The organism is Pantoea sp. PNT03 (genome assembly GCF_014852515.1).
GTDB lineage: Bacteria > Pseudomonadota > Gammaproteobacteria > Enterobacterales > Enterobacteriaceae > Pantoea > Pantoea leporis.
In genome coordinates this window covers 452,475-475,160 of the sequence record NZ_JACVBT010000004.1, presented here as the reverse complement: position 1 = coordinate 475,160, position 22,686 = coordinate 452,475, and the positions used below count along the sequence as shown (strand labels likewise).

19 protein-coding genes are annotated in these 22,686 nt (G+C 58.4%); 3 read left to right on the top strand and 16 right to left on the bottom strand.

Annotated elements, in window-relative coordinates:
- Positions 1 to 43 precede the first annotated feature (43 nt).
- The 6 genes from IB226_RS16670 to IB226_RS16645 all read right to left on the bottom strand — a co-directional run bounded on the left by IB226_RS16670 (position 44) and on the right by IB226_RS16645 (position 10,873).
- Positions 44 to 1,444 carry an efflux transporter outer membrane subunit gene (locus tag IB226_RS16670; RefSeq protein WP_192236484.1) on the bottom strand — a complete coding sequence of 467 codons (1,401 nt, stop codon included), beginning with the start codon at positions 1,442 to 1,444 and terminating at the stop codon, positions 44 to 46.
- Positions 1,431 to 4,568 (bottom strand): efflux RND transporter permease subunit, encoded by a 3,138-nt coding sequence (locus tag IB226_RS16665; protein ID WP_192236483.1) that lies wholly within the window; start codon positions 4,566 to 4,568, stop codon positions 1,431 to 1,433. Before IB226_RS16665 ends, IB226_RS16670 begins: the two co-directional genes overlap by 14 nt.
- Before the next feature lie 9 nt (positions 4,569 to 4,577).
- Positions 4,578 to 5,714: an efflux RND transporter periplasmic adaptor subunit gene (locus IB226_RS16660; RefSeq protein ID WP_192236482.1), complete on the bottom strand. Its 1,137-nt coding sequence runs from the start codon at positions 5,712 to 5,714 to the stop codon at positions 4,578 to 4,580.
- Positions 5,715 to 6,017: 303 nt separating this feature from the next.
- Complete coding sequence (locus tag IB226_RS16655) at positions 6,018 to 6,206, bottom strand: hypothetical protein (RefSeq protein ID WP_061719884.1); 189 nt, start codon at positions 6,204 to 6,206, stop codon at positions 6,018 to 6,020.
- 405 nt (positions 6,207 to 6,611) lie between these two features.
- Positions 6,612 to 8,342: a penicillin-binding transpeptidase domain-containing protein gene (locus tag IB226_RS16650; protein WP_061719881.1), complete on the bottom strand. Its 1,731-nt coding sequence runs from the start codon at positions 8,340 to 8,342 to the stop codon at positions 6,612 to 6,614.
- A 269-nt stretch (positions 8,343 to 8,611) separates the two neighbouring features.
- Positions 8,612 to 10,873: a molybdopterin-dependent oxidoreductase gene (locus tag IB226_RS16645; protein ID WP_192236481.1), complete on the bottom strand. Its 2,262-nt coding sequence runs from the start codon at positions 10,871 to 10,873 to the stop codon at positions 8,612 to 8,614.
- 197 nt (positions 10,874 to 11,070) lie between these two features.
- Between IB226_RS16645 and galR the strand changes: the two genes are divergently transcribed.
- A complete protein-coding gene (galR, locus tag IB226_RS16640) occupies positions 11,071 to 12,072 on the top strand; it encodes an HTH-type transcriptional regulator GalR (RefSeq protein ID WP_036649453.1) in 1,002 nt (333 codons plus the stop codon).
- 151 nt (positions 12,073 to 12,223) lie between these two features.
- On the opposite strand, the gene IB226_RS16635 is transcribed toward galR, so the two are convergent.
- Both IB226_RS16635 and lysA read right to left on the bottom strand, forming a co-directional pair.
- Positions 12,224 to 12,673: a GNAT family N-acetyltransferase gene (locus tag IB226_RS16635; protein ID WP_101761976.1), complete on the bottom strand. Its 450-nt coding sequence runs from the start codon at positions 12,671 to 12,673 to the stop codon at positions 12,224 to 12,226.
- Positions 12,673 to 13,926 (bottom strand): diaminopimelate decarboxylase, encoded by a 1,254-nt coding sequence (lysA, locus tag IB226_RS16630; RefSeq protein ID WP_192236480.1) that lies wholly within the window; start codon positions 13,924 to 13,926, stop codon positions 12,673 to 12,675. Before lysA ends, IB226_RS16635 begins: the two co-directional genes overlap by 1 nt.
- Before the next feature lie 110 nt (positions 13,927 to 14,036).
- Here lysA and IB226_RS16625 point away from each other — a divergent pair, with 110 nt between their 5' ends.
- Entirely contained in the window at positions 14,037 to 14,957 is a 921-nt protein-coding gene (locus tag IB226_RS16625; RefSeq protein ID WP_192236479.1) for a LysR family transcriptional regulator, read from the top strand.
- On the opposite strand, the gene IB226_RS16620 is transcribed toward IB226_RS16625, so the two are convergent.
- On the bottom strand, positions 14,954 to 16,117 hold the full coding sequence (locus tag IB226_RS16620; RefSeq protein ID WP_101761973.1) for an MFS transporter: 1,164 nt from the start codon (positions 16,115 to 16,117) through the stop codon (positions 14,954 to 14,956). The two genes, IB226_RS16625 and IB226_RS16620, sit on opposite strands and share 4 nt — an antisense overlap.
- 362 nt (positions 16,118 to 16,479) lie before the next feature.
- On the opposite strand from IB226_RS16620, the gene IB226_RS16615 reads away from it, so the two are divergent.
- Complete coding sequence (locus IB226_RS16615) at positions 16,480 to 17,106, top strand: hypothetical protein (RefSeq protein ID WP_101761972.1); 627 nt, start codon at positions 16,480 to 16,482, stop codon at positions 17,104 to 17,106.
- A gap of 225 nt (positions 17,107 to 17,331) precedes the next feature.
- Here IB226_RS16615 and IB226_RS16610 read toward each other — a convergent pair whose 3' ends face one another.
- The 7 genes from IB226_RS16610 to IB226_RS16580 form a co-directional block, all read right to left on the bottom strand.
- Positions 17,332 to 18,003: a DUF1989 domain-containing protein gene (locus IB226_RS16610; RefSeq protein WP_137386382.1), complete on the bottom strand. Its 672-nt coding sequence runs from the start codon at positions 18,001 to 18,003 to the stop codon at positions 17,332 to 17,334.
- A gap of 13 nt (positions 18,004 to 18,016) precedes the next feature.
- Positions 18,017 to 18,682 carry an amino acid ABC transporter permease gene (locus IB226_RS16605; RefSeq protein WP_192236478.1) on the bottom strand — a complete coding sequence of 222 codons (666 nt, stop codon included), beginning with the start codon at positions 18,680 to 18,682 and terminating at the stop codon, positions 18,017 to 18,019.
- Positions 18,682 to 19,332: an amino acid ABC transporter permease gene (locus tag IB226_RS16600; RefSeq protein WP_008108217.1), complete on the bottom strand. Its 651-nt coding sequence runs from the start codon at positions 19,330 to 19,332 to the stop codon at positions 18,682 to 18,684. The genes IB226_RS16605 and IB226_RS16600 overlap by 1 nt, the downstream gene beginning before the upstream one ends.
- A gap of 3 nt (positions 19,333 to 19,335) precedes the next feature.
- Positions 19,336 to 19,983: an urea carboxylase-associated family protein gene (locus tag IB226_RS16595; RefSeq protein WP_192236477.1), complete on the bottom strand. Its 648-nt coding sequence runs from the start codon at positions 19,981 to 19,983 to the stop codon at positions 19,336 to 19,338.
- Positions 19,967 to 20,599 carry a DUF1989 domain-containing protein gene (locus IB226_RS16590; protein WP_192236476.1) on the bottom strand — a complete coding sequence of 211 codons (633 nt, stop codon included), beginning with the start codon at positions 20,597 to 20,599 and terminating at the stop codon, positions 19,967 to 19,969. The genes IB226_RS16595 and IB226_RS16590 overlap by 17 nt, the downstream gene beginning before the upstream one ends.
- A 2-nt stretch (positions 20,600 to 20,601) precedes the next feature.
- Positions 20,602 to 21,438 carry a transporter substrate-binding domain-containing protein gene (locus tag IB226_RS16585; protein WP_192236474.1) on the bottom strand — a complete coding sequence of 279 codons (837 nt, stop codon included), beginning with the start codon at positions 21,436 to 21,438 and terminating at the stop codon, positions 20,602 to 20,604.
- Between the two features lie 262 nt (positions 21,439 to 21,700).
- Entirely contained in the window at positions 21,701 to 22,552 is an 852-nt protein-coding gene (locus tag IB226_RS16580; protein WP_192236472.1) for a MurR/RpiR family transcriptional regulator, read from the bottom strand.
- Positions 22,553 to 22,686 lie beyond the last annotated feature (134 nt).

Here is a 22,686-nt window from a genome sequence, read left to right as displayed (position 1 = left end):
GCGCGAATTCCATACGCGAACCGTAAGGGTTTCGTTAAGGTGATTAAGATTTCCAGCCGCCGCCTAACGCCTTGTACAGGGTGATTTTCTGGCTCAATTGCCCCAAATGCGCACTGATCAGCGACTGCTGCGCACTGTAAAGCGATCGCTGGGCCACTAACACATTGAGATAATTGTCGACGCCTTGCTTGAAGCGCAATGTGGAGTAGTCGTAGTCGCGCTGATTGGCGCCAACCTCCTGTTGCAGCGCCGTCAGCTGATCCTGCCAGGTATCCTGACCGGCCAGCGCATCGTTCACCTCTTTAAACGCGGTCTGGATCGCCTTCTCATAGTCAGCAATCTCAATGCGTTTCTCGATATGCGCGATATTTAGGTTGGCCTGGTTTTTACCACCGTCAAAAATCGGCAGGTTAATCGATGGCATGAATGACCATGCGCCGGTGCCGCCGCCCAGCAGGCTGCCAAGCGAGCTGCTGGTGGAGCCGCCGGACGCGGTCAGCGTGATGCTCGGGAAGAAGGCGGCACGCGCCGCGCCGATATTGGCATTAGCCGCCTTCAGCGTGTGCTCCGCCGCCATGATATCCGGGCGACGCGTCAGCAGATCCGACGGTAAGCCAGCGGGCGTGGCCGGGAAGTGCCAGTTGGCGTCCAGCGTGGCGTGTGACAGCAGCGTGGCGGGCAGATCGGTGCCGACCAGCAAGCGCAGCGCATCGACATCCTGCCGCACCTGACACGTGTAACTCGCCACGTCCGCCTGCGCCGCCCGCACCGTGCTTTCGGCCTGCGCCAGATCCTGATCGCTGCTGGCACCGCCGTCGTAGCTGAGTTTGGTCAGGCGATACGATTCCTGCTGGCTTTGCGCGGTGTGTTGCGCCAGATGCAGCAGATCGTTATCCGAACTCAGCGTCAGCCACGCCGTCGCCACTTCCGCGATCAGTGAAATGCGCGTGGCGCGTTCGGTGGCGGCGCTCGACAGATAGGTTTCCTGCGCCTGATCGCTCAGGCTTTGCAGGCGGCCGAAGAAATCCAGCTCCCACGAGGTGACGCTCAAGCCGCTGTTCAGCTCGTGATAGGTCACCGCGCCGCTGGTTTTGGTGTTGTAGAGATTGGCCGGTTCATGCGCCGAAGTCTGGCTGGCCGTGGCGTTGATCGACGGCATCAGCGCCGCGCGCTGCACCGTGACGCCCTGCTGCGCCTCTTGCACGTTCAGCGCCGCCACGCGCAGGTCGCGGTTGTTATCGAGCGACAGCTGGATCAGGTTGCGCAGCGTGGCATCGGTGAAGAAGTTCTGCCACGGTAAATCGGCGACGTTGCCGACGGGCGTCGCCTGATCGTATTTAGCGTCCACCGGCAGCGCCGGGCGCTGATAGTGCGGTGCCAGCGTACAACCGGCCAATGCCAGCGCGAGCGGCAACAGCGCCAGACGGAAGTTATTCATGTTCATTTTTAACCCCCTCTGCGGATGTTTGTTTCTTACGCGCAAAGAACTGCGAAACCACCACGTAGAACATCGGCACAAAGAAGATAGCGAGGAAAGTCGCGGTGATCATACCGCCCGCCACCGCCGTACCAATCGAATGCTGGCTGCCGGCGCCCGCGCCGTTGGATATGGTCAGCGGCAGCACGCCGAGAATAAACGCCATTGAGGTCATGATAATCGGACGGATACGCAGCCGCGCCGCTTCTACCGCCGCTTCCACCAGCGTTTTGCCCTCGCGCTCATGCAGCTCTTTGGCGAACTCGACGATCAGGATGGCGTTTTTCGCCGCCAGCCCCACGGTGGTCAGCAAGCCGACCTGGAAGAACACATCGTTCTGCAGGCCGCGCAGCAGCACCGCGCTAATGGTGCCGAGAATGCCGAGCGGCACCACCATGATCACCGAGAACGGAATCGACCAGCTCTCGTACAGCGCCGCCAGACACAGGAACACCACCAGAATCGAGATCAGATAGAGCTGCGTGGTTTGGCTGCCAGATGCCTGCTCCTCATACGAAATGCCGTACCACTGCACGCGGAACCCATGCGGCAGCTGCTTCGCCAACAGCTCCACCGCTTTCATCGCTTCACCGGTACTTTGGCCCGGCGCGGGCGATCCGAGAATCTCTTCGGCGGTTAAGCCGTTAAAGCGTTCAAAGTGCGGCGAGCCGTACACCCATTTGCCCGAGGCGAAGGCGGAGAATGGCACCATGGTGCCGCTGCTGTTGCGGAAGTACCATTTGTCGAGATCCGACGGTGTAACGCGCGAGTCCGCTTTACCCATCAGATAGACCTCTTTCACGCGGCCGTTGTACATGAACTGATCGATGTAGCTGGAGCCCCACGCCACCGACAATGTGTTGTTGATGTCGGTCATGCTCAGGCCGAGCGCGCTGGCCTTCTCATCATTGATCTCCAACTGATACTGCGGCTCATCTTCCAGCCCGTTAAGACGTACCTGCGCCAGATGCGGATCGTTGTTCGCCAACGTAATCAGCTGATGCGCGGCATCCATCATCTGCTGATGGCTGTGCGCGCCGGTATCCTGCAGATAGAGATCGAAACCGGTGGCGTTGCCCAACTCCATCACCGCCGGCGGCACCATGGCGAAGATTTTGGCGTTCTGATAGTTGGCGAAGTGCGCCATCACGCGGTTCGCCAAATCCTGCACGCTTTGACCGCTGTGCGTGCGGTCGCCCCAATCTTTCAGGCGCACAAAAGCCATGGCGTTGCTCTGACCGCGACCAGCAAAGTTAAAGCCCGTCACGCCAAAGGTGGTGGTCACCACCGACGCTTCGTTCTGTTGCAGATAGGCGTTGAGATCGTTGATCACCTGCTGAGTGCGCTGCGATGACGAGTTCACCGGCAGCGTGATCTGCACCATCATCAAGCCCTGATCTTCACCCGGCAGGAAGGTGGTCGGTACGCGGGTGAACAAAAATCCCGTCACGCCGACGATCACCAGATAGATCACCAGGAACAGGCCGCGACGGGATATCACTTTGCTGACGCCGTGGGTGTAGTGCATCGCCCCGCTGTCGAACTTGCGGTTAAACCAACCGGCGAATCCGGTGGTTTTGTGCTCCGCCGCTGCCGGTTTCAGCAAGGTGGCGCACAGCGCAGGCGTGAAGATCAGCGCCATGATCACCGACAGCGCCATCGCCGAGACGATGGTGACCGAGAACTGGCGGTAAATCACACCGGTCGATCCGGAGAAGAACGCCATCGGCAGCAGCACCGCCGACAGCACCAGCGCAATGCCAAACAGCGCGCCCTGAATCTGCTGCATCGATTTAATGGTGGCGGCTTTCGGGTCGAGCTGCTCTTCGTGCATTACGCGCTCAACGTTCTCCACCACCACAATGGCGTCATCCACCAGCAGCCCGATTGCCAGCACCATACCGAACATGGTGAGGGTGTTAATGCTGTAACCAAAGGCTGAGAGAATGCCAAAGGTGCCCAGCAGCACCACCGGCACCACCAGCGTGGTGATCAGCGTGGCGCGCAGGTTTTGCAGGAAGATCAGCATCACGAAGAACACCAGCACCACCGCTTCGATCAGCGTTTTCACCACCTCTTCAATCGAGGCGCTGACCACCGGCGAAGTGTCGTACGGATACTGAATCTCGACGTTATCCGGCAGCGAATCTTTCAGGTCGGCGATGGTTTGGCGCACCGCCTTGGCGGTATCCAGTTCATTGGCACCGGTTGCCAGACGCAACGCGATACCGGCGGCCGGTTTGCCGTTCATGGTGGCATCGATGCCGTAGCTTTGCGGCCCGAGCGCGACGCTGGCCACATCTTTCAGCCGCACCTGCGAGCCGTCGCTATTCACCTTCAGCAGCACATTCTCAAACTGCTGCACGGTGGTGAAACGGGTTTTGCCGAGGATCGTCGCCTGGGTTTTTGCGCCCTGAATGGTCGGCAAACCGCCGAGTGAACCGGACGACACCTGCACGTTCTGGTTATCAATCGCCGTGGTGACATCGCTCGGCATCAGGTTGTATTTGTACAATTTGGCCGGATCGAGCCAGATGCGCATCGCGTATTCGGATCCCAGCACCATGAAGTCGCCGACGCCCGGCGTACGCGAGATCGGATCTTCCAGTTTCGACACCAGCATGTCGGCCAGATCGCCGTTGGTCAGCTTGCCGTCTTTGGCGATCAGCCCGATAACCATCATAAAGTTTTTTTGGTACTTACGGATGCGGATACCTTGCTGGGTGACATCGGTGGGCAGCTGCGACTCCGCTAGCGACACGCGATCCTGCACCTGAACCTGGGCGATATCGGGATTGATGCCCTGATTAAAGGTGGCGATGATCTGCGCGCTGCCGTCCGAGGCGCTGCTCGACTCCAGATAACGCAAACCATCCAGGCCATTCAACTGCTGCTCAATGACCTGCACCACGGTGTTTTGCGTGGTTTCGGCGCTGGCACCCGGATAGGTCACCGAGATAGAGACCGCTGGCGCGGAGATATTGGGATATTGATTGACCGGCAAACTGATGGCGGCAATCGCGCCGACCAGCATCACGATAATGGCGATAACCCAGGCGAAGATTGGACGTTCTATAAAAAACTTCGACATGCCGCCCCCTTATTGCGCCGCTGCGTCAGTCATCGAAAGACTCACCGCATTGGCGGATGGCGTGTCGTTGGTGTTGGCGGCGGTGGTGGTCACTTTCACCCCGCTGCGCACGCTTTGCAGGTTGTTCACCACCACGTTTTCCCCTTGCTGCAAGCCCGAGGTCACCAGCCATTCTCCGTTGATCATCTCGCCGGTGTGGATACTGCGCTGCTCGATGGTGTTGTCGCTTTTCACCACAAAGACATACGGCTGACCTTTGGTGTCATGCATGATCGACTCTTGCGGCAGCAAAATGCCTTGCTGCTGAATGCCCTGCGGGAAGCTGGCATGCACGTACATGCCCGGCAGCAGTTCGTTATTCGGGTTCGGGAATACCGCGCGCAGCACCACGGTGCCGGTGGCGGTATCGACGTTCACTTCCGAGAACGCCAGCTTGCCCTGCTCGGCGTACTGGCTGTTATCTTCCAGCGACAAGCCCACGGCGGCGGTGTTGTCGGCCACTTTGGCGATTTTGCCATCGGCCAGCGCGCGGCGCAGGCGCAGCAGATCGGTGGAGGATTCGCTGACATCGACGTAGATTGGATCAAGCTGAGTGATGGTGGCGAGATAATCGGTTTGCCCGTTGGTGACCAGCGCACCGGCGGTGTACAGCGAGCGGCTAATGTGGCCGGAAATCGGTGCTTTCACCAGCGTGTAGTCGAGATTCACTTTGGCGGTTTCCACGTCGGCCTGCGCTTCACGCGCGGCAGCGACCGCATCGTCGTAGGTTTGCTGGCTGATGGCGTGCGCGTTGGCCAGCGGCTGATAGCGCTTCACCACCATCGCATCGTTCTGCCAGGTCGCCATCGCTTTGTCGTAGGCGGCTTTATAGGTGGCCGGATCGATTTGATACAGCGGCTGGCCGGCTTTCACTTCACCGCCCTCGGTAAACAGGATTTTTTCAATTACGCCGCTCACCTGCGGACGCACCTGCGCAGTTCTCACCGCCGTGGTGCGGCCAGGCAATTGGCTGACAAGCGTAACGGGTTGCGCTTTGAGGTTGACCACGCCCACTTGCGGGGTGGCGGATGCGGCGGGCTTTGCTCCGCCCTGGTCACAGGCTGCCAGTAAAAACACCACGCTGGCAGAAAGAAGTTTCAGGCGCATAGTTGTTCTCTAAAAGATAGGAAGGGAATAGTCACGAAGGTAATGACTTGAAAGCCATTGTAGGGAGGCGGGTTAAGCGGGGTTGTTAAGGTTGCGTAAAATATATTTTCCAAAGGAAAATGGTAAACCTTTCGTGCCATAAAGGGTTGGGATTTTTAGCGTTTTGCGGGTTTTCAGCCCCGAAATCGATTATCGAAAATTCCGTAGCGGCGCAATTTATTGCGCAAGATAACAGCGGGAAAAAGGTCAACGGAGCGCAATGAATTGCGCCGCTACGGTTATGTGCACGCAATAACAACCGATTCAACCTTTGGGTTCGATGCCTCTGCGGCGCAGCTCGCGGCGCGCCAGCTCTTTTAACCAGCACGACAGCGTGACGTTGTCGTCGTCAGTCACACTGCGCAGCTGCTCGTGCAGCTCCGGGTGAATGCGTAACTGAAACGCCGAAGAACGGCCCTCGCCTTTTGGCGTGCGGTCTTTGGTTTTTGGCATCGCGGGTTGGCCTCAACGAGTCGCAATAAAAAATCGCCCCTTAAAGCGCTACCAACACCGTAAGGGGCTAGCGAACCGCCATGGAATGCGACATCGCGGTGCGTTACCTACAGGTTACACAACCCGATATTTTTATGTTGCCGGGGAAGTGTTAAGACTCAGACAAGAGGTGTGAGCGAGTTCGCACGGCAGTAAATTACAGGCAAAAAAAACCCACGCATCTGCGTGGGTCGGTGTAATAACAGGGTACTGCCAAAGCAGCTTGTTTCACACCCATCAATACCTCTGGGATCTCCATACTCGCACCGTTGAGTCGGTGAAAGACAGGTGCAAAAAGCAACGGTGTTTGGGGAAATGAAACGAGGTGTGAATATTCTCCACACCTCACTTACACTTTTGATTTAACTAAGATTTGTCTGAAGAAGGTTTACTGTAGATCGCATCGGGTGCCACGTTCATGTGCTTGAGTACCGGGCCCATGATGTTGCCGAAGATCGGTGCTGCCACCGAGCCACCAAAGTGATCGCCCGCGGTTGGATGGTTGATCATTACCACCAGCGCCACTTCCGGATGGCTGGCGGGCGCGATGCCGGCGGTGTAGTTGATATAACCGCCATCGTACTTACCGCTGGTGCCCATCTTCTCTGCGGTACCGGTTTTGGTCGCCAGACGATAACCCGGCACCGCCGCTCTCACCCCGGTGCCGCCCGGCAGTACGTCGCTCTCCAGCATATGCACCACGGTTTGCACCACCTGCGGATTCGCCACCTGTTTGCCTAACACCGGCGGCGTCACTTTGGTGATCGACAGTGGACGATAAACGCCGTACGAACCAAGCGTGGCGTATTCACGCGCAATCTGCAGCGGCGTGACGCGCAGGCCGTAGCCAAAGGCAAAGGTGGCGCGTTCGATATCGGCCCAGCGCTCGCGGTGCAGCGGGAAGTACCCCACGCTCTCACCGGTCAATCCCAGCCCGGTAGGTTTACCCAGGCCAAATGCCTGATAGGTATTAACCAGCGCTTCAGCGGGCATCGCCAGCGCAATGTGCGAGACGCCGATGTCACTCGATTTCTGCAAAATGCCGGTCATGGTGAGGCGCGGCCAGTGACCAACGTCGCGAATTAAGTGGCCGTTGACGCTGTAAGGCGTGGTATCGATCACCGAATCGGCGCGCACCAGATGGCGTTCCAGCCCTTCCATCACCACCAGCGGTTTCACCGTGGAGCCGGGTTCGTAGCTGTCGTTGATCGCCGAGTTACGCATCTGCGCCGGCGTGGCATTTTCATAGTTGTTCGGGTTGAACGACGGATAAGAGGCCATCGCCAGAATCTCGCCGGTATCGATTTTCACCAATACCGCCGCACCCGAATCCGCTTTGTTAAGTAGCACGCCGTCGCGCAGTTTGCTGTAGAGCGTGAATTGGTCGAACTTGTCGATGCTGAGCTGCACGGTTGGCGGCTGCTGTGGCGGCTGGTAATCGATCATCGCAATGATGTTGCCTTCACCATCCTGACGATAAACCTCTTTACCCGGATCGCCCTGCAGCACATGGTCGAAGCCCTTCTCGATGCCGTTCAGGCCATTGCTGTCGGCCCCTACAATACCAATCAGCGGCGCAGCTGCTTCACTCATTGGATAGAAGCGGCTGTCGTTATACACCGAGCTGATACCTTTGAGTTTCAGCTCGGCGATATCTTTGGCGATGCCGAGTTCGATTTTGCGGCCCAGATAGAGGAAGCGTTTTTTCGGGTTGGCGGTGATGGCCGCGCGCAGATCTTCCGGACGCTGATTGAGCGCGGCCGCCAGATACGCCCATTTGGCGCTGGTGAAATCGGGATTTGCCTCCAGCACACGCATTGGATCGGCGATGATGTCACGCGCCGGAACGCTCAGCGCTAACGCCTGGCCGTCGCGATCCAGCAAGGTGCCGCGGTTGGTCGGCAGCGTCACGGTACGCAGCGAGCGCTGATCGGCTTCGTGCTCCAGCATCGGATGCTTGATCAACTGCAGGTCACCGACGCAAATCAGCAACAGCACCAGACAGCAGAACACGCCAAGGCAGATCAGGCGAAAACGAAACGGGTTAAAGGGCGCTTTTATCTGGTCTTTTCCCAGAAATTTTTTAATTGGGGGCATAACGTCCACTGCGATAAAAAATCAGGCTTAATGCCAGCAGTTATAAAGAAACGTAAAGCGAGTTGACAGGAAAACTGTGTTTCGATTCGTTAAGCAAAAAAAAACCTGCGCATCTGCGCAGGTCGGTGTAATCAAGAAAACTTTTTGATGTTCACCCATCAATACCTCTGGGACCCTGACTGTAGCAAGGTGGCACGCTGGGAAACCATCGCCTAAACGCAACAGTTACCGGCAAAATGTAACCAGCGATGAGATTATTCGTTGCCCATTCACATCAGATGTTTTTTGATTTCCACCAGGCAACTCATGGCGTTAGGACCCTGCGTTAATGACGAGGTGCCGATATCCAATGTCAGGACATTCGGGTTGCCGGCGCGATCCCACGGTTGCCAGGCGCGACCAAAGCCAGGATCGAACCAGGCGCCGGTAGCGATGATCACCACGCCCGGCGTTACACCGTCGGTCAGGCGCACACCGGCCAGCATGCGCCCGCGCGCATTGCTCACCTCAATCTCATCGCCATCCTGAATATCACGCGTTGCCGCATCCTGCGGATGCATATATAGCGTCTCATGTCCGGCGGTTTTGTTGCCTTGCACCGTGGCGGTGGCGTCCATCTGGCTGTGCAGACGATCGGATGGCTGAATCGAGATCATATGCAGCGGGAACTGTGAACTGAGCGGCGCGCCCAGCCACTCTTGCGGCTCGCGCCACTCGGGATGTCCGGCGAAATCTTCCAGCTGATAATCGGCAATAGTTTGGCAGAACAGCTCAATCTTGCCGCTGGCGGTTTGAATTGGATGCGTTTCTGGGTTAGCGCGGAAATCATCCATAAACACGAACGGCTTGCCGCCTTCGGGAATCTCGACAAAACCGCGCTCCCAGAATTCCCCGAACTCCGGGAACGGAATATCACGCCGCGCATGCGCTACCGCGCACTGTTGATACAGATGCTCAATCCACTGCATCTCATTGCGCCCTTCGGTGAACACATCACGATAGCCGAGGCGATCGGCGATATCAGCGAAGATGTCGAAATCATTGCGCGCCTGATGCTGCGGCTTGATCGCCTGATGCATTGCCAGCACGAAGCGATCGCGCGACGATCCGCCGATGTCGTTGCGCTCCAGCGTGGTGGTGGCGGGCAACACGATATCCGCCATCTGCGCCGCCGGCGTCCAGACGATATCCTGCACAATCACGGTATCCGGGCGCTGCCAGCCTTCCACCAGACGATTGAGCTGCTGATGATGATGGAACGGATTGCCGCCCGCCCAGTGCACCAAATGGATATCCGGATAGTGCTGGGTTTCACCCTGGAATGCGTACGGCTGGCCGGGATTGAGCAGCATGTCGCTGATGCGCGCCACTGGAATCGACAAATTGCCCGGATTCGGGCCGGTGCTCATCATGGGTGCCGGGCCATCCTGACGCGGATTGCCGACGCTGTTCATCGAGCCATGACCAAAGGAGAAACCGCCGCCCGGCAAGCCTGGCTGACCGAGCATTGACGACAGCGCAATCATCATCCAGTACGGCTGCTCGCCGCGATGGGCGCGCTGTACCGAATAGGAGCAGGTAATAAAGCTGCGTTTGCCGATCAGCTGCTGCGCCAGCAAAGCAATGCGCGCAGCAGGAATGCCGGTAATGCTGCTGGCCCACTCAGGCGTTTTGGCGATGCCATCGCTTTCACCGAGCAGATAGCCGCGCAGCTGCGGCCAGCCGGTACAGTGGCTGGCGAGGAAGCTTTCATCCAGCGCGTTACGCCTGGTGATTTCAAAACCCAGCGCCAGCATCAGCGCCACGTCGGTGTTCGGGCGAATCGGAATCCACTCGGCATTGACGAACGCCGGGCAGTCATCGCGCATTGGGCTGATGTTAATGATTGGCGTGCCTTTGGCGCTGAGCTGCTCCAGCGCCGGTTTCAGGCTGTGCTGCCCTGCGCCGCCGGACGCCACCTGCGCGTTTTTCAGCGCCAGGCCGCCGAAGGCGATAAAGATGTCGGCGTGCTGCACCACTTCCGGCCAGTCGGTGACGCGGCCGGTGAGCGGCATGTAGGTGCCAATCACGTACGGCAGGAAGAACTGCGCCGCGCCCCAGCTGTAGTTACCTTGCTGATCGACGCCGCCGCCGCCCTGAAAATAGAAGCGACGGATCAGCGTGCGCGCGTGGTTGACGCGTCCCGCCGATGACCAGCCGTAAGAGCCGTTGAAAATGCCTGATGCGCCGTAGCGATCGCGCACGCGGCGATTCTCTTCCGCCACCAAATCCAGCGCGGTATCCCAATCCACCGCCACGAAATCTTCCCGACCGCGCAAGGTGCGATCGCTGTTCTCGCGCGACTTCAACCATGAACGGCGCACCATCGGCTGGCGAATACGCTTATCCGAATAGACCAGTTCAGGAATGGTGTTAAGCATCGGCGAGGGATCGGCATCGGCGAAGAAGGGTTCACAGCCAATCAGGCGATCGTTTTCGGTGACGGCAGTGAATGCGCCCCAGTGCGCCAGGTGTGGCACGCGAGTTTTCATGGTTTTTGGGTCCGGCAGGCAGGTGTGATTGTGTCTGGCAGCATAACATGAGCCTGTAACCGAGCTAAAGCGCGGCTGTGAGCGCCTGATTTTCCGTGCTTTTGCGACAGCGCTGGCATTCTGCCGGGTTGCTACAGGGTGGGTTTTCCGTAACACTGGTGGCATGTGTAAACGTTTTCCCGGATGTCGATAATCGCATGGCTACCATTAAGGATGTTGCCCGTATGGCTGGGGTGTCGGTTGCGACCGTCTCCCGCGTCATCAATAATTCGCCCAAAGCCAGCGAGAGTTCTCGCCTCGCCGTTACGGCGGCAATGGAGCAGTTGCAGTATCACCCGAACGCCAACGCACGCGCCCTCGCGCAGCAATCCACCGAAACCCTGGGTTTAGTGGTGGGCGATGTTTCCGATCCGTTTTTTGGCGCGATGGTCAAAGCGGTGGATGAAGTTGCGGGCCAGACCGGCAACTTTTTGCTGATTGGTAACGGTTACCACAATGAGCAAAAAGAGCGTCAGGCGATTGAGCAACTGATGCGCCATCGCTGCGCCGCCTTAGTGGTGCATGCTAAGAAAATCCCCGACGACGATTTAGAGATGTTGATGAAGCAGGTGCCGGGCATGGTGCTGCTGAATCGCCTGCTGAAAGGCTTTGAACATCGCTGCATCGCGCTGGATGACCGCTACGGCGCCTGGCTGGCAACGCGTCATCTGATTCAGCAAGGCCATACGCAAATCGCCTTTATCTGCTCCACGCACACCATTTCCGATGCCGAAGATCGTCTGCAAGGCTATTACGACGCGCTGAAAGAGCACGGTTTGCCGTGTAATGACCGTTTGGTGGCGTGGGGCGAACCGGACGAAGTGGGCGGCGAACAAGCGATGACCGAATTGATGGGACGCGGCAAGCAGTTCACCGCGGTGGCCTGCTACAACGATTCGATGGCCGCCGGTGCGCTGGCGGTGCTGAGTGATAACGGCATTCGCGTGCCGGAAGAGATGTCGCTGATTGGCTTCGATGATGTGCTGGTGTCGCGCTATGTGCGTCCGCGTTTGACGACGGTGCGTTATCCGATAGTCACGATGGCGCAACAGGCGGCGCAACTGGCGCTGGCGTTAGCCAATGGCAGCGAGATGCCGGAAGTGACCAATATGTTTAGCCCGACGCTGGTAAGACGGCATTCGGTGAGTGGGCCGGGTTAAATCCTGGTGCGCGCTTTCCCTCACCCTAACCCTCTCCCGCAAGCGGGAGAGGGAATGATTAGGTGGAGTGGACCTCGGATTTACAGCTTGCTCGGGCGGCTCCTTCTCCCGCTTGCGGGAGAAGGCTGGGATGAGGGACAACGCGCACCCATCACAAATCCCGCGAATACACCTTCACCCGCACATCCGGGAACTCCAGCGCGTCGCATTGATACTGCCAGCCAAAACGTTCGTAATAGCCGCCAAAGGTGGACCATAACCACAGCTTGTCATGACCGCGCTGCTGCGCGAAATCGATCACATGCTGCTGCAGCGCTTTGCTCAATCCCTTGCCGCGCGCGGACTCCTCAACAAACAGCGCCGCCACCCACGGCGTGAGATCCTGACGGCTGATCAAATCGCAGCGCCAGAATCCCACCGTACCGAGCGGTATGTCGCCGTCGAGCGCCACGAAGGTCACCGGAAAGTCCGCGCCGTTGAGGCTGCTGCGCACAATGCTGTGGTAAAACTCACGCGACGTACCGTCACCAAACGCCTGCCACAGCCAATCGGTGATCTGCGTAGCATGATGCGGCACCTCGCTGAGCGCGACGATCTTCATCAAATCAGCTCCAGCGCCAGCAGCTCCTGAATGGTCTGCGCACGACGAATTTCACGCGCCGCGCCATTCTCGAACAGCACTTCCGGAATCAGTGGACGGCTGTTGTAGTTCGACGACATCGACGCGCCATACGCGCCGGTATCGTGGAACACCAGATAATCGCCGACCTGCGCCACAGGCAGCGCACGGGTTTCCACTTTGCCACCTTCCAGTTGCGTGAACACGTCGCCCGATTCACACAGCGGACCGGCCACCACGCTCTCCACGGTGGCGTCGCCCAGCGCGCGGCCATCGACCGGCAGCAGAGAAATGTGGTGATAGCTGCCGTACATTGACGGACGCATTAAATCGCTGAAACCGGCATCGACCAGCACAAAGTGACGGCTGCCCATCTCTTTTACCGCGCGTACCTGTGACACCAGCACGCCCGATTCAGCAACCAGGAAGCGGCCTGGCTCAATCTCCAGTTTCACCGGGTGACCGAGGTGCGCAGCGATACGCTCACGCGCGCCGTTCCACAAGCCGTAATAGTGCTGGGTATCAATGGCTTCTTCGTCAAAACGATACGGAATCGACAAACCGCCACCGGCAGAAATCGCTTCCAAATCCTGCCCAAATGCCACCACCTGATCGACCATCGCGTCACACACCTGCTGCAGATGGCCATAATCCACGCCGGAACCGATATGCATATGCAGGCCGACCAGACGCAGGCCGTGCTGCTGAATCGCCGCCAGCGCCAGCGGCAGATCGCTGTGCCAGATGCCGTGTTTACTGTTCTCACCGCCGGTGTTGGTTTTCTGGCTGTGACCGTGACCAAAACCCGGATTGATGCGCAGCCACACCGCGTGGCCCGGTGACAGCTCGCCCAGTTGATGCAGCATATCCACCGAACCGGCATTGACCGGCACTTTCAGCTCGGCGATACGCGTCAGGGTTGGCTGATCAAACACATCGGCGGTGAAGACGATATCTTCGCCGCCCGGCTGATAACCGGCGGCAATAGCACGCTCGATTTCACCCAGCGACACCGAATCGACTTTGACACCCGCCGCACGCATCAGACGCAAAATGTGGATGTTGGAGCAGGCTTTCTGCGCAAAACGCACCACGTCGAAGGCGCCGAGCTGCGCAATGCGCTGCTGAATAATCACCGCATCATAAGCCCAGAATGGGCCGGCATAACGCTGCGCCAGCGGCAGTAAGTTGGCGGCAGTTAACGCGGTTTCGGTGTTGTTGAGTGGGCGTGGCATGTCAATTCTCCTGTGTCATTGAGGCTATTTAGCCACAGCGCATCAATTCAGAAAAATATCTGTTTTAGCGACGTCTATACAAATATGATATGGGTTATCTGGAGGAGACAATGGCAAAAATTAACTGGCGACATATCGAAATTTTTCACGCGGTGATGACCAGCGGCAACCTGACGCAGGCCGCGACGCTGCTGCACACTTCGCAGCCTACGGTGAGCCGCGAACTGGCGCGCCTTGAGCAGCAGCTCGGCCTGCAGCTGTTCGAACGGGTGCGCGGCCGCCTGCAGCCAACGGTGCAAGGCTTGCGGCTGTACGAAGAGGTGCAGCGCTCGTGGTACGGGCTAGATCGCATCATGGATGCCGCCGAAGGATTGCGTCAGTTTCGTCAGGGTGAATTGTCGATCGCCTGCCTGCCCGTGTTTTCGCAGTCGCTGTTGCCGCCGCTGCTGCAGCCCTTTCTTCAGCGCTATCCGCAGGTCAGCCTGAATATCATTCCGCAGGAGTCGCCGTTGCTGGAAGAGTGGCTGTCGGCACAGCGTTACGATCTCGGCCTGACCGAAACCCAACACGCACCGGCGGGCACCGAACGTTTGCCGCTGCTGACCTGTGACGAAGTGTGCGTGCTGCCGCCACAGCATCCGCTGTGTCAGCGCGAGGTGCTGACGCCGCAGGATTTCCACGGTGAAAACTACGTCAGCCTGTCGCGCAGCGATAGCTATCGCCAGCTGCTGGATTCCCTGTTTCATGAGCAGAATGTGGAGCGTCGTCTGGTGCTGGAGACGCACAGTGCGGCGTCAGTGTGCGCGATGGTGCGCGCGGGCGTGGGGATTTCGATTGTGAATCCGCTGACGGCGCTGGATTACGCCGACAGCGGTGTGGTGATGCGTCGCTTCAGTATTGCCGTGCCCTTCACCGTGAGTCTGGTGCGGCCGCAGCATCGACCGGCTTCGGCGCTGGTCGATCACTTCTGCGACCACCTGCAACGGCACGTGGCGGCGTTTCCACAACGTATTGCCGAGCGGCTGGCTTAAGCGTTGACCGCTTCGCCCTGCCCGCCCGCTTTGCGGAAGGTGATCAGGCAGATCACCAATCCGACCGCGGCCAGCGCAGCAGCGGCAACCGGCACCGACGTCAGGCCGTACCCTTTCTCGATCACCGCGCCACCGACCCACGCGCCGAGCGCATTGCCGACGTTGAAGGCGGAGATATTCAGCGTAGAGACCAGATTCGGCGCATCTTTGCCGTGGCGCACCACGTTAATCTGCAAGCCCGGCACGGTGGCGAAGGTCGCCATCGCCCACAGGAACAGCGTGATTTCCGCCAGCCACAGCGCATGGCTGGTCCAGCTGAACAGCAGCGAGAACACTGCAATCAGCACAAAGCTGAGGATCAGGCTGAACGACACTTTCCAGTCGGCCAGCTTGCCGCCGAGGATGTTGCCGACGGTCAGACCCGCGCCAATCAGGAACAGCGTCCAGCTAACACCCCGATCCGAGATACCGGTCACCTGCAACAGCAGCGGGGCAATGTAGCTAAACAGCGCAAACATCGCCGCCGCAAAGAACACCGTCATCAGCAGCGACAGCCACAGTTTGCCGTTGGCCAGCGCGCTGATTTCACTCGCCAGATGCACCGGCTTCTCTTCTTTGTTGGTCGGCAGGCTCACCATCAGCGCGATAAAGGCGAAGATGCCGATGATCGCCACGCCCCAGAAGGTGGCGCGCCAGCCAAACATCTGACCAAACCAGGTGCCGAGCGGCACGCCGAGCACGTTGGCCAGCGTCAAACCGGTGAACATCAGCGCCACGGCAGAAGCTTGTTTACCTGGAGCGACCAGGCTCGCCGCCACCACTGCACCGATGCCGAAGAACGCACCGTGACACAGCGCCGTCACCACACGCGCCAGCATCAGCAGGTTGTAGGTGTAGGCCAATGCACAGAGCACGTTACCGATGATGAAGATGATCATCAGCAGAATCAGAGTACGTTTACGCGGCAGTTTGGCGGTCAGCAACGCCATGATCGGCGCGCCAATAGCGACGCCCAGCGCGTAGCCGCTGATCAGCCATCCCGCAGAAGGAATGGTCACTTGCAGATCGCCCGCCACCTCGGGCAGCAATCCCATAATGACGAATTCCGTGGTGCCGATGGCGAACGCACTCAGCGCCAGCGCCAGTAATGCAACAGGCATAACATACTCTCCCAATAATTTTTTGCAGGCGGGCCGCACTGCGAACGCAGTACGGTGACAACAGACGCTTATTAAAATTTGAACTGCGTCACATTGTTATTAAAGCATAGCCCTTCCATGCCAACCACCCTGCGCGCCGCAAGACTATTTTGCGCCTGTAGCAATAATCCCTGCGCGCGAAAATGTCACTGACTAACCATTGAGACAGATGGAGGTTTCCGCGCTACGCTTGAGAAGGGTGTGATCGTTATCACAGTGAGTCAGCTTTTGGCGAAAAATCAAACAGTAAAAGATGGACGTGCACTGCCGATACCTCAATGGATTGCCCGGTTATGGGGTGTCAAAAATCGAGGGGAAAGCGTATGCGATGGCTCATCGCGCTAACGGTTGGCTGCCTAAGCGGCTGCTCTGTTGGGCATTACGAATACAGCAAAGAAGCAGCAAAACGCGTCGATATGACCGTCACCGGCATTCCAACGGTGCTGGGCATTGGTGCGCTTGGCACCACCATTCCTCTCACGCCCGAATACAGCCTGACGGCGGCCCACGTGGCGAAGTATTCACTCTATCGGGTGAAAGCCTGGCATCCCGAATGCGATATCGCCGTGGTGTACCATAAAAACAGCGAAGCCAATTTGCCGCCGCCGTTCCGCAATAGCCATATCGGCGACGACGTGAATCTGTATGGCTACAGCTTTATTTCCGCGATGCCGGTAGCGTCAAGCGGCAAGAATCTGATCAATACCACGCTGGCGAATGACTGGAACAAAGCCAGCTGTGTGGTAGTGGCGGCCAATGCCGGCGTGGTGAAAGGCATGTCCGGCGGCGCGGTGTATAACGCCAGCGATGATACGCTGGCGGGGGTGATTGTCGGTTACAGCAGCCAGATTGATGACAATAAAAGCGGCAAAACGCTGTTTAAGAATGTGGCGCTGTATGTACCGTACGCACGTTTTCAGGCGTGGCTGGATGGGGTGGTGAAGTCTTAGGATTGTGCCTGCTGTCCCCCATCCCGGTCGGTGCTGGCTGTCGGTGCTGGCTGTCCCCCTCCTGGGTCGGTGCTGGCTGTCCCCCTCCTCGGTCCTCCCCCATAAATGGGGGAGGAAGATGCTGCAATATGATAGTTGGGGAGCTGCATGTGGCGGCGTCTCCTTCCCCCATTCATGGGGGAAGGCCGGGATGGGGGACAGCGTGCACAGGGACAGCATGCACCATCAAGCCGGAACCCACGCTCCCTGCACCTGCACCTGCGGGAAACCGCTGGTCAGGATACGCAGTTCGGCATCGCGCGGGGTGTTGTCGCCCTGCCCCTGAATGCTGACGATATCCTGCGGACAGGCGGAAAACGCCACAAAACAGTCCATCTCGGCGCGCAGCACAATATAGTCGCCCGGCTTCGTCACCACCGGCAGCGTCTTCAGCGTGATGCCATCCGGCTGCACCTGAATATTCATAAAGATATTAAACGAGGCCAGATTGCCATGCGGCAGCGTCACGCCCAGCTCACGCATGCCTTCAAACAGATTGTCATGGCAGTTGCGATGCGGTTCGGTGCAGCCGAGCAGCTCATAACGACGCGCATCGCAGGCCGCCATAAAGGTGTCGTGCACGCCTGGCGAGGTATCCGCCACCAGCGTCAAAATCGGGTGGCGCTGGCTGGTGATAAAGCTGTCGCCCACTTTGGGATTGAGACGCTGATTCCACACGCGCGTCGCCTCCATACACATATATTCACTCACATCCTCAGCGTTGTACGCCCAGCAATCCACCACCTGCGTGCCGTGCAGGTTAATCACCTGCACCGCTTCACCTCTCTTCAGGCGCACCGCTTTACCGTAGCGTGCCGGGATGGTCACCGCTTCGCGATGCTGAAATTCAGCCGACATGTTGTTCTCCTGATTAATGCTGCATGGCACGACGATAGCGCGTCATGCGAGATTCAAGGCCGCGCGCCAACCAATCGATGATGCTGTTGAGCAGCCAGTAACAGAGCGCCACCGTGAGATAGATCTCCAGCGGCGCGTAGGTATCCGAAATCGCCTGTTTGGCGGCGTACATAAACTCCTGCACCGAGACAATCGACAGCAGCGCGGAGTCTTTAATCAAACCGATCATCAGCCCGACCAGCGGCGATAGCATCTGCGGCAGCGTTTGCGGCAGCACCACGTCACGCAGTTGTTCGCTGCGGCTCAGGCCCAATACGCGGCACGCTTCCCACTGCCCTTGCGGCAGCGCATCAATCGCCGAGCGGATCACCTGCGCAATGTAAGGCGCGTAGTAGAGCGTCAATGCCAGCACGCCCACCACCGGCGACGACAGCGTGATGTCATATTCCGGCAACACAAAATAGAGCAGATAGATCACCACCAGCAGCGGCAGCGCGAGGGTTAAGCCGCTGTAAAGATTGAGCAAACGCAGCCAGAACCGCGAGGCACGCATCAGCAGCACGGCCAATAGCGCGCCCCACAGTAGCGAGCAGAGCGCCGCCACCAGACAAAGCTGCAAGGTGGCGATCAGGCCGTCACCGAGCGACGGCAAAGAGGTGATAATTGCCTGCCAATCCATTACGCTAACCTCCGCTTCGCTTCTAAACGACGCGCCGCCGCAATTAACGGCATGGCGATCAGCAGATAACCGGCCGCCACCAGCAGCAGCACCTGCGTGGCTTCGTAGGTGCGGGCGATGACGATCTGTCCGGCGTAGGTCAGTTCAGTGAGCGCCACCACCGACGCCAGCGGCGTGGTTTTCAGCAGAATGGTGAATTCATTCACCAGCATCGGCAGACTGGCGCGCATCACTTGGGGATTGATGACGTACCACCATGTCAGCAGGCGGCTCAGACCCAGCGTGCGCGACGCTTCCAGCTGTCCGCGCGTCACCAGGCTGCGATTCACGCGCAGGATTTCCGCCACGTACGCGCCGCTGTTGAGGCCAATGGCAATCACCGCCGCCAGCATCGGCTGACCGCCCAATCCCAGCCGCGGCAAGGTGAAAAACACCACAAACAGCTGCACAATCGCTGGCGTTCCGCGCATCACGCTGACATAGAAACGCCCGATGGCGCGCCAGATCCAGGCACGACGCAGCTGCAGGAAGCAGCCGAGCTGCCCCATCACCACGCTGACTAATGACGCCAGCACGGTGAGCACCAGCGTCATCAGCAGGCCGTGTCCGAGTTCCGGCAGCGCGGCCACTACCTGTTGATCCAGCCCCATGCGTTACTCCGCGTTAAAGTCGTGCAGGTTTTCCGCCACTGACAGCAGCAGCGGCGCGGGACGATCGTTGCCCTCAATGCCGGTGTTACAGGCGGAGACGATGAACTGCGTGTCCATCACCACGCGACAGGTAATGCTGTCGCCAGTTTGGGTCAGGTTGGTTTCCGGCAGAATCTCGCCTTCACGCGTCAGCTTGACGTGCATAAACAGATTGATGGGATCCGGCAGCTTCGGCACCACCATGCCCAGACGCGCCAGCTCGCCGCGCAGCGCATCGAGACAACCTTCGCCCGGATAACCGCGCTCAGCGAGAAACGCCGTGGTGGAGGCCGGCAACAGCAGGTCGTGACGCTTCACGCTGTCTTTGCCCAGCACCATCATCGGACGACGACGGTTGTTCACCAGACGCATGCCGGAACCGAGCAGGTAGCTGTTGCTAAACACCCGCGTGTGATGCACCGACAGCCACACGGCGGGATCGGCCAGGCTAAAGCCAAACAGCGAAGCCACCGCGCCGTCGCCCTGAGCGGTGATGCGCAGTAACTGGCCACGCAGCACGCGAATCGAACCGATGCTGCCCGCTGCAACCTGCACCGGTTCAGCCAGCGTGCGCACGGCGGTTTCTTCATAACTTTCACGCATTAACAGCATGATTCATCTCCTGAGCGTGAAAATGGTCGCTGACCACGATGTCGATTGGCGTCACCTGCAGGCCGTTGCCGGGAATAATGTCCTGCGGGCAGGATGAGACCGCGCAGATCAGATCGCACAGCGCTTCAAAGGTGATGCTATCGCCCGCTTTGCTGTTGGGATCGGTCACTTCCATGCGGCCATCGGCTGTGACCGGGCCGTTCTGGAACAGGTTGAACGGTTCCGGCAGCGAGAAATAGGTAACGCCAAACGCCTTCATCCCTTCCAGCAGGTTATCGACACAGTTGCGATGCCCTTCGACACCGAAATCAATGCTGAAACGGGTGCGATCGCAGGCGGGCACGTTGGCGTCGTGGATGCCGATGCTGTCAGCAAGAATGCGCAGCATCGGGCGGTTTTCACTCGACCACAGCGCGTCGCCCGGCTTGAAGAACAGCGAGCGCAGCTGCTGACGCGTGTGCACCGGCGACAGTTTCTCGTTCAGGTCATCGGCGTTAACCGCGACGAAATCGGCCGCCTGCTGCCCTTCACTATCAATCACGGTAATAAACTGGCCCTTGCGCACGCGGAAGGTTTTGCCAAAGCCGGCGGGCACCGTCAGGTTGGAATGGCACATAATTACTCCTGCGGGATGAAGTCGCTAGCGGGCATGGTAAAGGTGGTGCCGAGATACTGCTGCTGCAGTTTGGTCAGTTCGCCCGCTTTCTGCATCGCCAGGATGTGGTCACTAATGGCTTTATTCAGGCTGCCATCCTCTTTACGTGTCGCCCAACCCATCCACTGCGACGGGCCGACTTCACCTACCTGCGCCACTTTGCCGGCATATTTTTTTGCTACCGGCGCCAGTACCGAGATGTCGTCATAAACGAAGTCGGCGCGTTTGGTCATCAGCGTGCTGACGGTTTGATCGAGTGAATCGACGTTGATGATGGTGATCGGTTTTTTACCCTCTTTCTTCAACTGCTCGTTGAAGCCCTTCAGCAGTTGCTCTGGCACGCTGGCGGTTTTCACCGCGCCGCGCAGACCCGACAAGCTTTCCGGACTCAGGGTTTTGCCGCTGAAGGTTTTTGCCTCGGCTTCACGCACCAGCACGCCGTTGACGGTTTTGCTGTACGGCACGGTGAACAGCACTTTCTTCGCGCGTTCCGCCGTGACGTTAAGGGATGAACCTTCGGCATTGAAGGAGCCCGAAATCAGGCCCGGCAGAATGCCGCTGAAGGCGGTTTTCTGAAACTCCAGTTTCACACCGAGATCGTTGGCGAAGGATTGCATGATCGCCACGCTGTAACCGGTGATCTCACCTTTATCATCGGTGTATTCATATGGAGGAAAGGTTGGATCGATACCGACGGTGATTTTGCCGCTGCTTTTGATGTCGGCCAGCGTGTCGGCTTGCGCCTGCGCCACGGTGCCTACGGAGAGAAGTGCGGCAATCAGCAGTGCTGTTTTTTTCATTATGGTGTTTCCCTGGTGTTGGTGAAATGTCTTTTTCTACTGAGCATATTTTGTGCCAGCTTTTTCACTACCATGCAGGGAAACCTGATAAAAACCAGATTTTATTTAGTATAATCAAATGGAAACTCCTGTTTCTTAATTTTTATTTTTAATTTCTACGATTTCACACACGGTAAGGCGGGGATAATTGGATGGGTGGGCACTGGACAGAATTGCACCGTTTTGGTGATTTTTCTGGCGCACAATGCGCCAGCGAGGCGCATTATTCCAGTTCGTCGAGGGATTGGTGCAGCGCTTCGATTTGCGCGAGATGATCGTTGCTGGCTTTACCCATTTGCCGGGCCACCAGTGAACAGAGCAGATTACACACGCCAGAGAGCGCGGCGGTGCTGTCGAAAATCAGGCTGCTGTCGGTGTGACAGCGGATTACCCACTGCGCATGGCGCGCCGGTTTGCCGGAAAGCACGTCGGCGATATACAACATCGGCACATTGCGCTCGGCCAGCGCGTTCATCGCCGCCTCCAGCGCGGGCATGCGACGACGCAGACCGACGCAGATCACCACATCCTCTGCGGTCAACGCCGCTATATGTTCCGCCAGCGAATCGCCGGGACGCGGCAGCAGACGCACATCGGAGTGAATATGGATCAGGTCTCGATAAATCAGATGCGCGATGGTTTGGCTGTGGCGCCAACCCATTACCACTACGCGGCGCGCCTGGCTGATGGCGCTGACCGCCTGCTGCAGCTGTTCGCTGTCCAGCGTGCGATAGCTGTTGACCAGGTTGGCGATCTCTCTTTCCAGATGCTGCTGCATGATGCTCGCTAACGGCGACGCGCTGGGTGCCGGTTGCAGATAGAGCGGTGAACCGCTGCTTTGCATGTCACGCGCCTGGCGACGTGCGGCTTCATAACTTTCATAGCCAAGATGGCGGAAGAAGCGCGTGGTGGTGGCTTTGGACACGCCCGCGCTGTGTGCCAGTTCGGTGGCGGTGTTCATGGCTAACTGGCCTGGTGCGGCGAGTAGCACATCGGCAAGTCGCTGCTCGTGGCTGGAGAGTTGATCCCAGTGCTGACGAATCCGGCCCTCTAACGTTGCCGCTTTTGCACTCATGGTGATTCCCTGAAAAAGAAAAAAACCATCCTGCACAGAGCGTGCCGGGTTGTCATCAGGAATTTTGTGTTGGGGAGAATGTGCTGGCTGTCCCCCATCCCGGCCTTCCCCCGCTAGCGGGGGAAGGAGATGCT

Bases quoted from the DNA above. Each gene is read 5' to 3' on its own strand.
- IB226_RS16670 (WP_192236484.1), bottom strand. From the start codon at position 1,444: ATGAACATGAATAACTTCCGTCTGGCGCTGTTGCCGCTCGCGCTGGCA.
- IB226_RS16665 (WP_192236483.1), bottom strand. From the start codon at position 4,568: ATGTCGAAGTTTTTTATAGAACGTCCAATCTTCGCCTGGGTTATCGCC.
- IB226_RS16660 (WP_192236482.1), bottom strand. From the start codon at position 5,714: ATGCGCCTGAAACTTCTTTCTGCCAGCGTGGTGTTTTTACTGGCAGCC.
- IB226_RS16655 (WP_061719884.1), bottom strand. From the start codon at position 6,206: ATGCCAAAAACCAAAGACCGCACGCCAAAAGGCGAGGGCCGTTCTTCG.
- IB226_RS16650 (WP_061719881.1), bottom strand. From the start codon at position 8,342: ATGCCCCCAATTAAAAAATTTCTGGGAAAAGACCAGATAAAAGCGCCC.
- IB226_RS16645 (WP_192236481.1), bottom strand. From the start codon at position 10,873: ATGAAAACTCGCGTGCCACACCTGGCGCACTGGGGCGCATTCACTGCC.
- galR (WP_036649453.1), top strand. From the start codon at position 11,071: ATGGCTACCATTAAGGATGTTGCCCGTATGGCTGGGGTGTCGGTTGCG.
- IB226_RS16635 (WP_101761976.1), bottom strand. From the start codon at position 12,673: ATGAAGATCGTCGCGCTCAGCGAGGTGCCGCATCATGCTACGCAGATC.
- lysA (WP_192236480.1), bottom strand. From the start codon at position 13,926: ATGCCACGCCCACTCAACAACACCGAAACCGCGTTAACTGCCGCCAAC.
- IB226_RS16625 (WP_192236479.1), top strand. From the start codon at position 14,037: ATGGCAAAAATTAACTGGCGACATATCGAAATTTTTCACGCGGTGATG.
- IB226_RS16620 (WP_101761973.1), bottom strand. From the start codon at position 16,117: ATGCCTGTTGCATTACTGGCGCTGGCGCTGAGTGCGTTCGCCATCGGC.
- IB226_RS16615 (WP_101761972.1), top strand. From the start codon at position 16,480: ATGCGATGGCTCATCGCGCTAACGGTTGGCTGCCTAAGCGGCTGCTCT.
- IB226_RS16610 (WP_137386382.1), bottom strand. From the start codon at position 18,003: ATGTCGGCTGAATTTCAGCATCGCGAAGCGGTGACCATCCCGGCACGC.
- IB226_RS16605 (WP_192236478.1), bottom strand. From the start codon at position 18,682: ATGGATTGGCAGGCAATTATCACCTCTTTGCCGTCGCTCGGTGACGGC.
- IB226_RS16600 (WP_008108217.1), bottom strand. From the start codon at position 19,332: ATGGGGCTGGATCAACAGGTAGTGGCCGCGCTGCCGGAACTCGGACAC.
- IB226_RS16595 (WP_192236477.1), bottom strand. From the start codon at position 19,983: ATGCTGTTAATGCGTGAAAGTTATGAAGAAACCGCCGTGCGCACGCTG.
- IB226_RS16590 (WP_192236476.1), bottom strand. From the start codon at position 20,599: ATGTGCCATTCCAACCTGACGGTGCCCGCCGGCTTTGGCAAAACCTTC.
- IB226_RS16585 (WP_192236474.1), bottom strand. From the start codon at position 21,438: ATGAAAAAAACAGCACTGCTGATTGCCGCACTTCTCTCCGTAGGCACC.
- IB226_RS16580 (WP_192236472.1), bottom strand. From the start codon at position 22,552: ATGAGTGCAAAAGCGGCAACGTTAGAGGGCCGGATTCGTCAGCACTGG.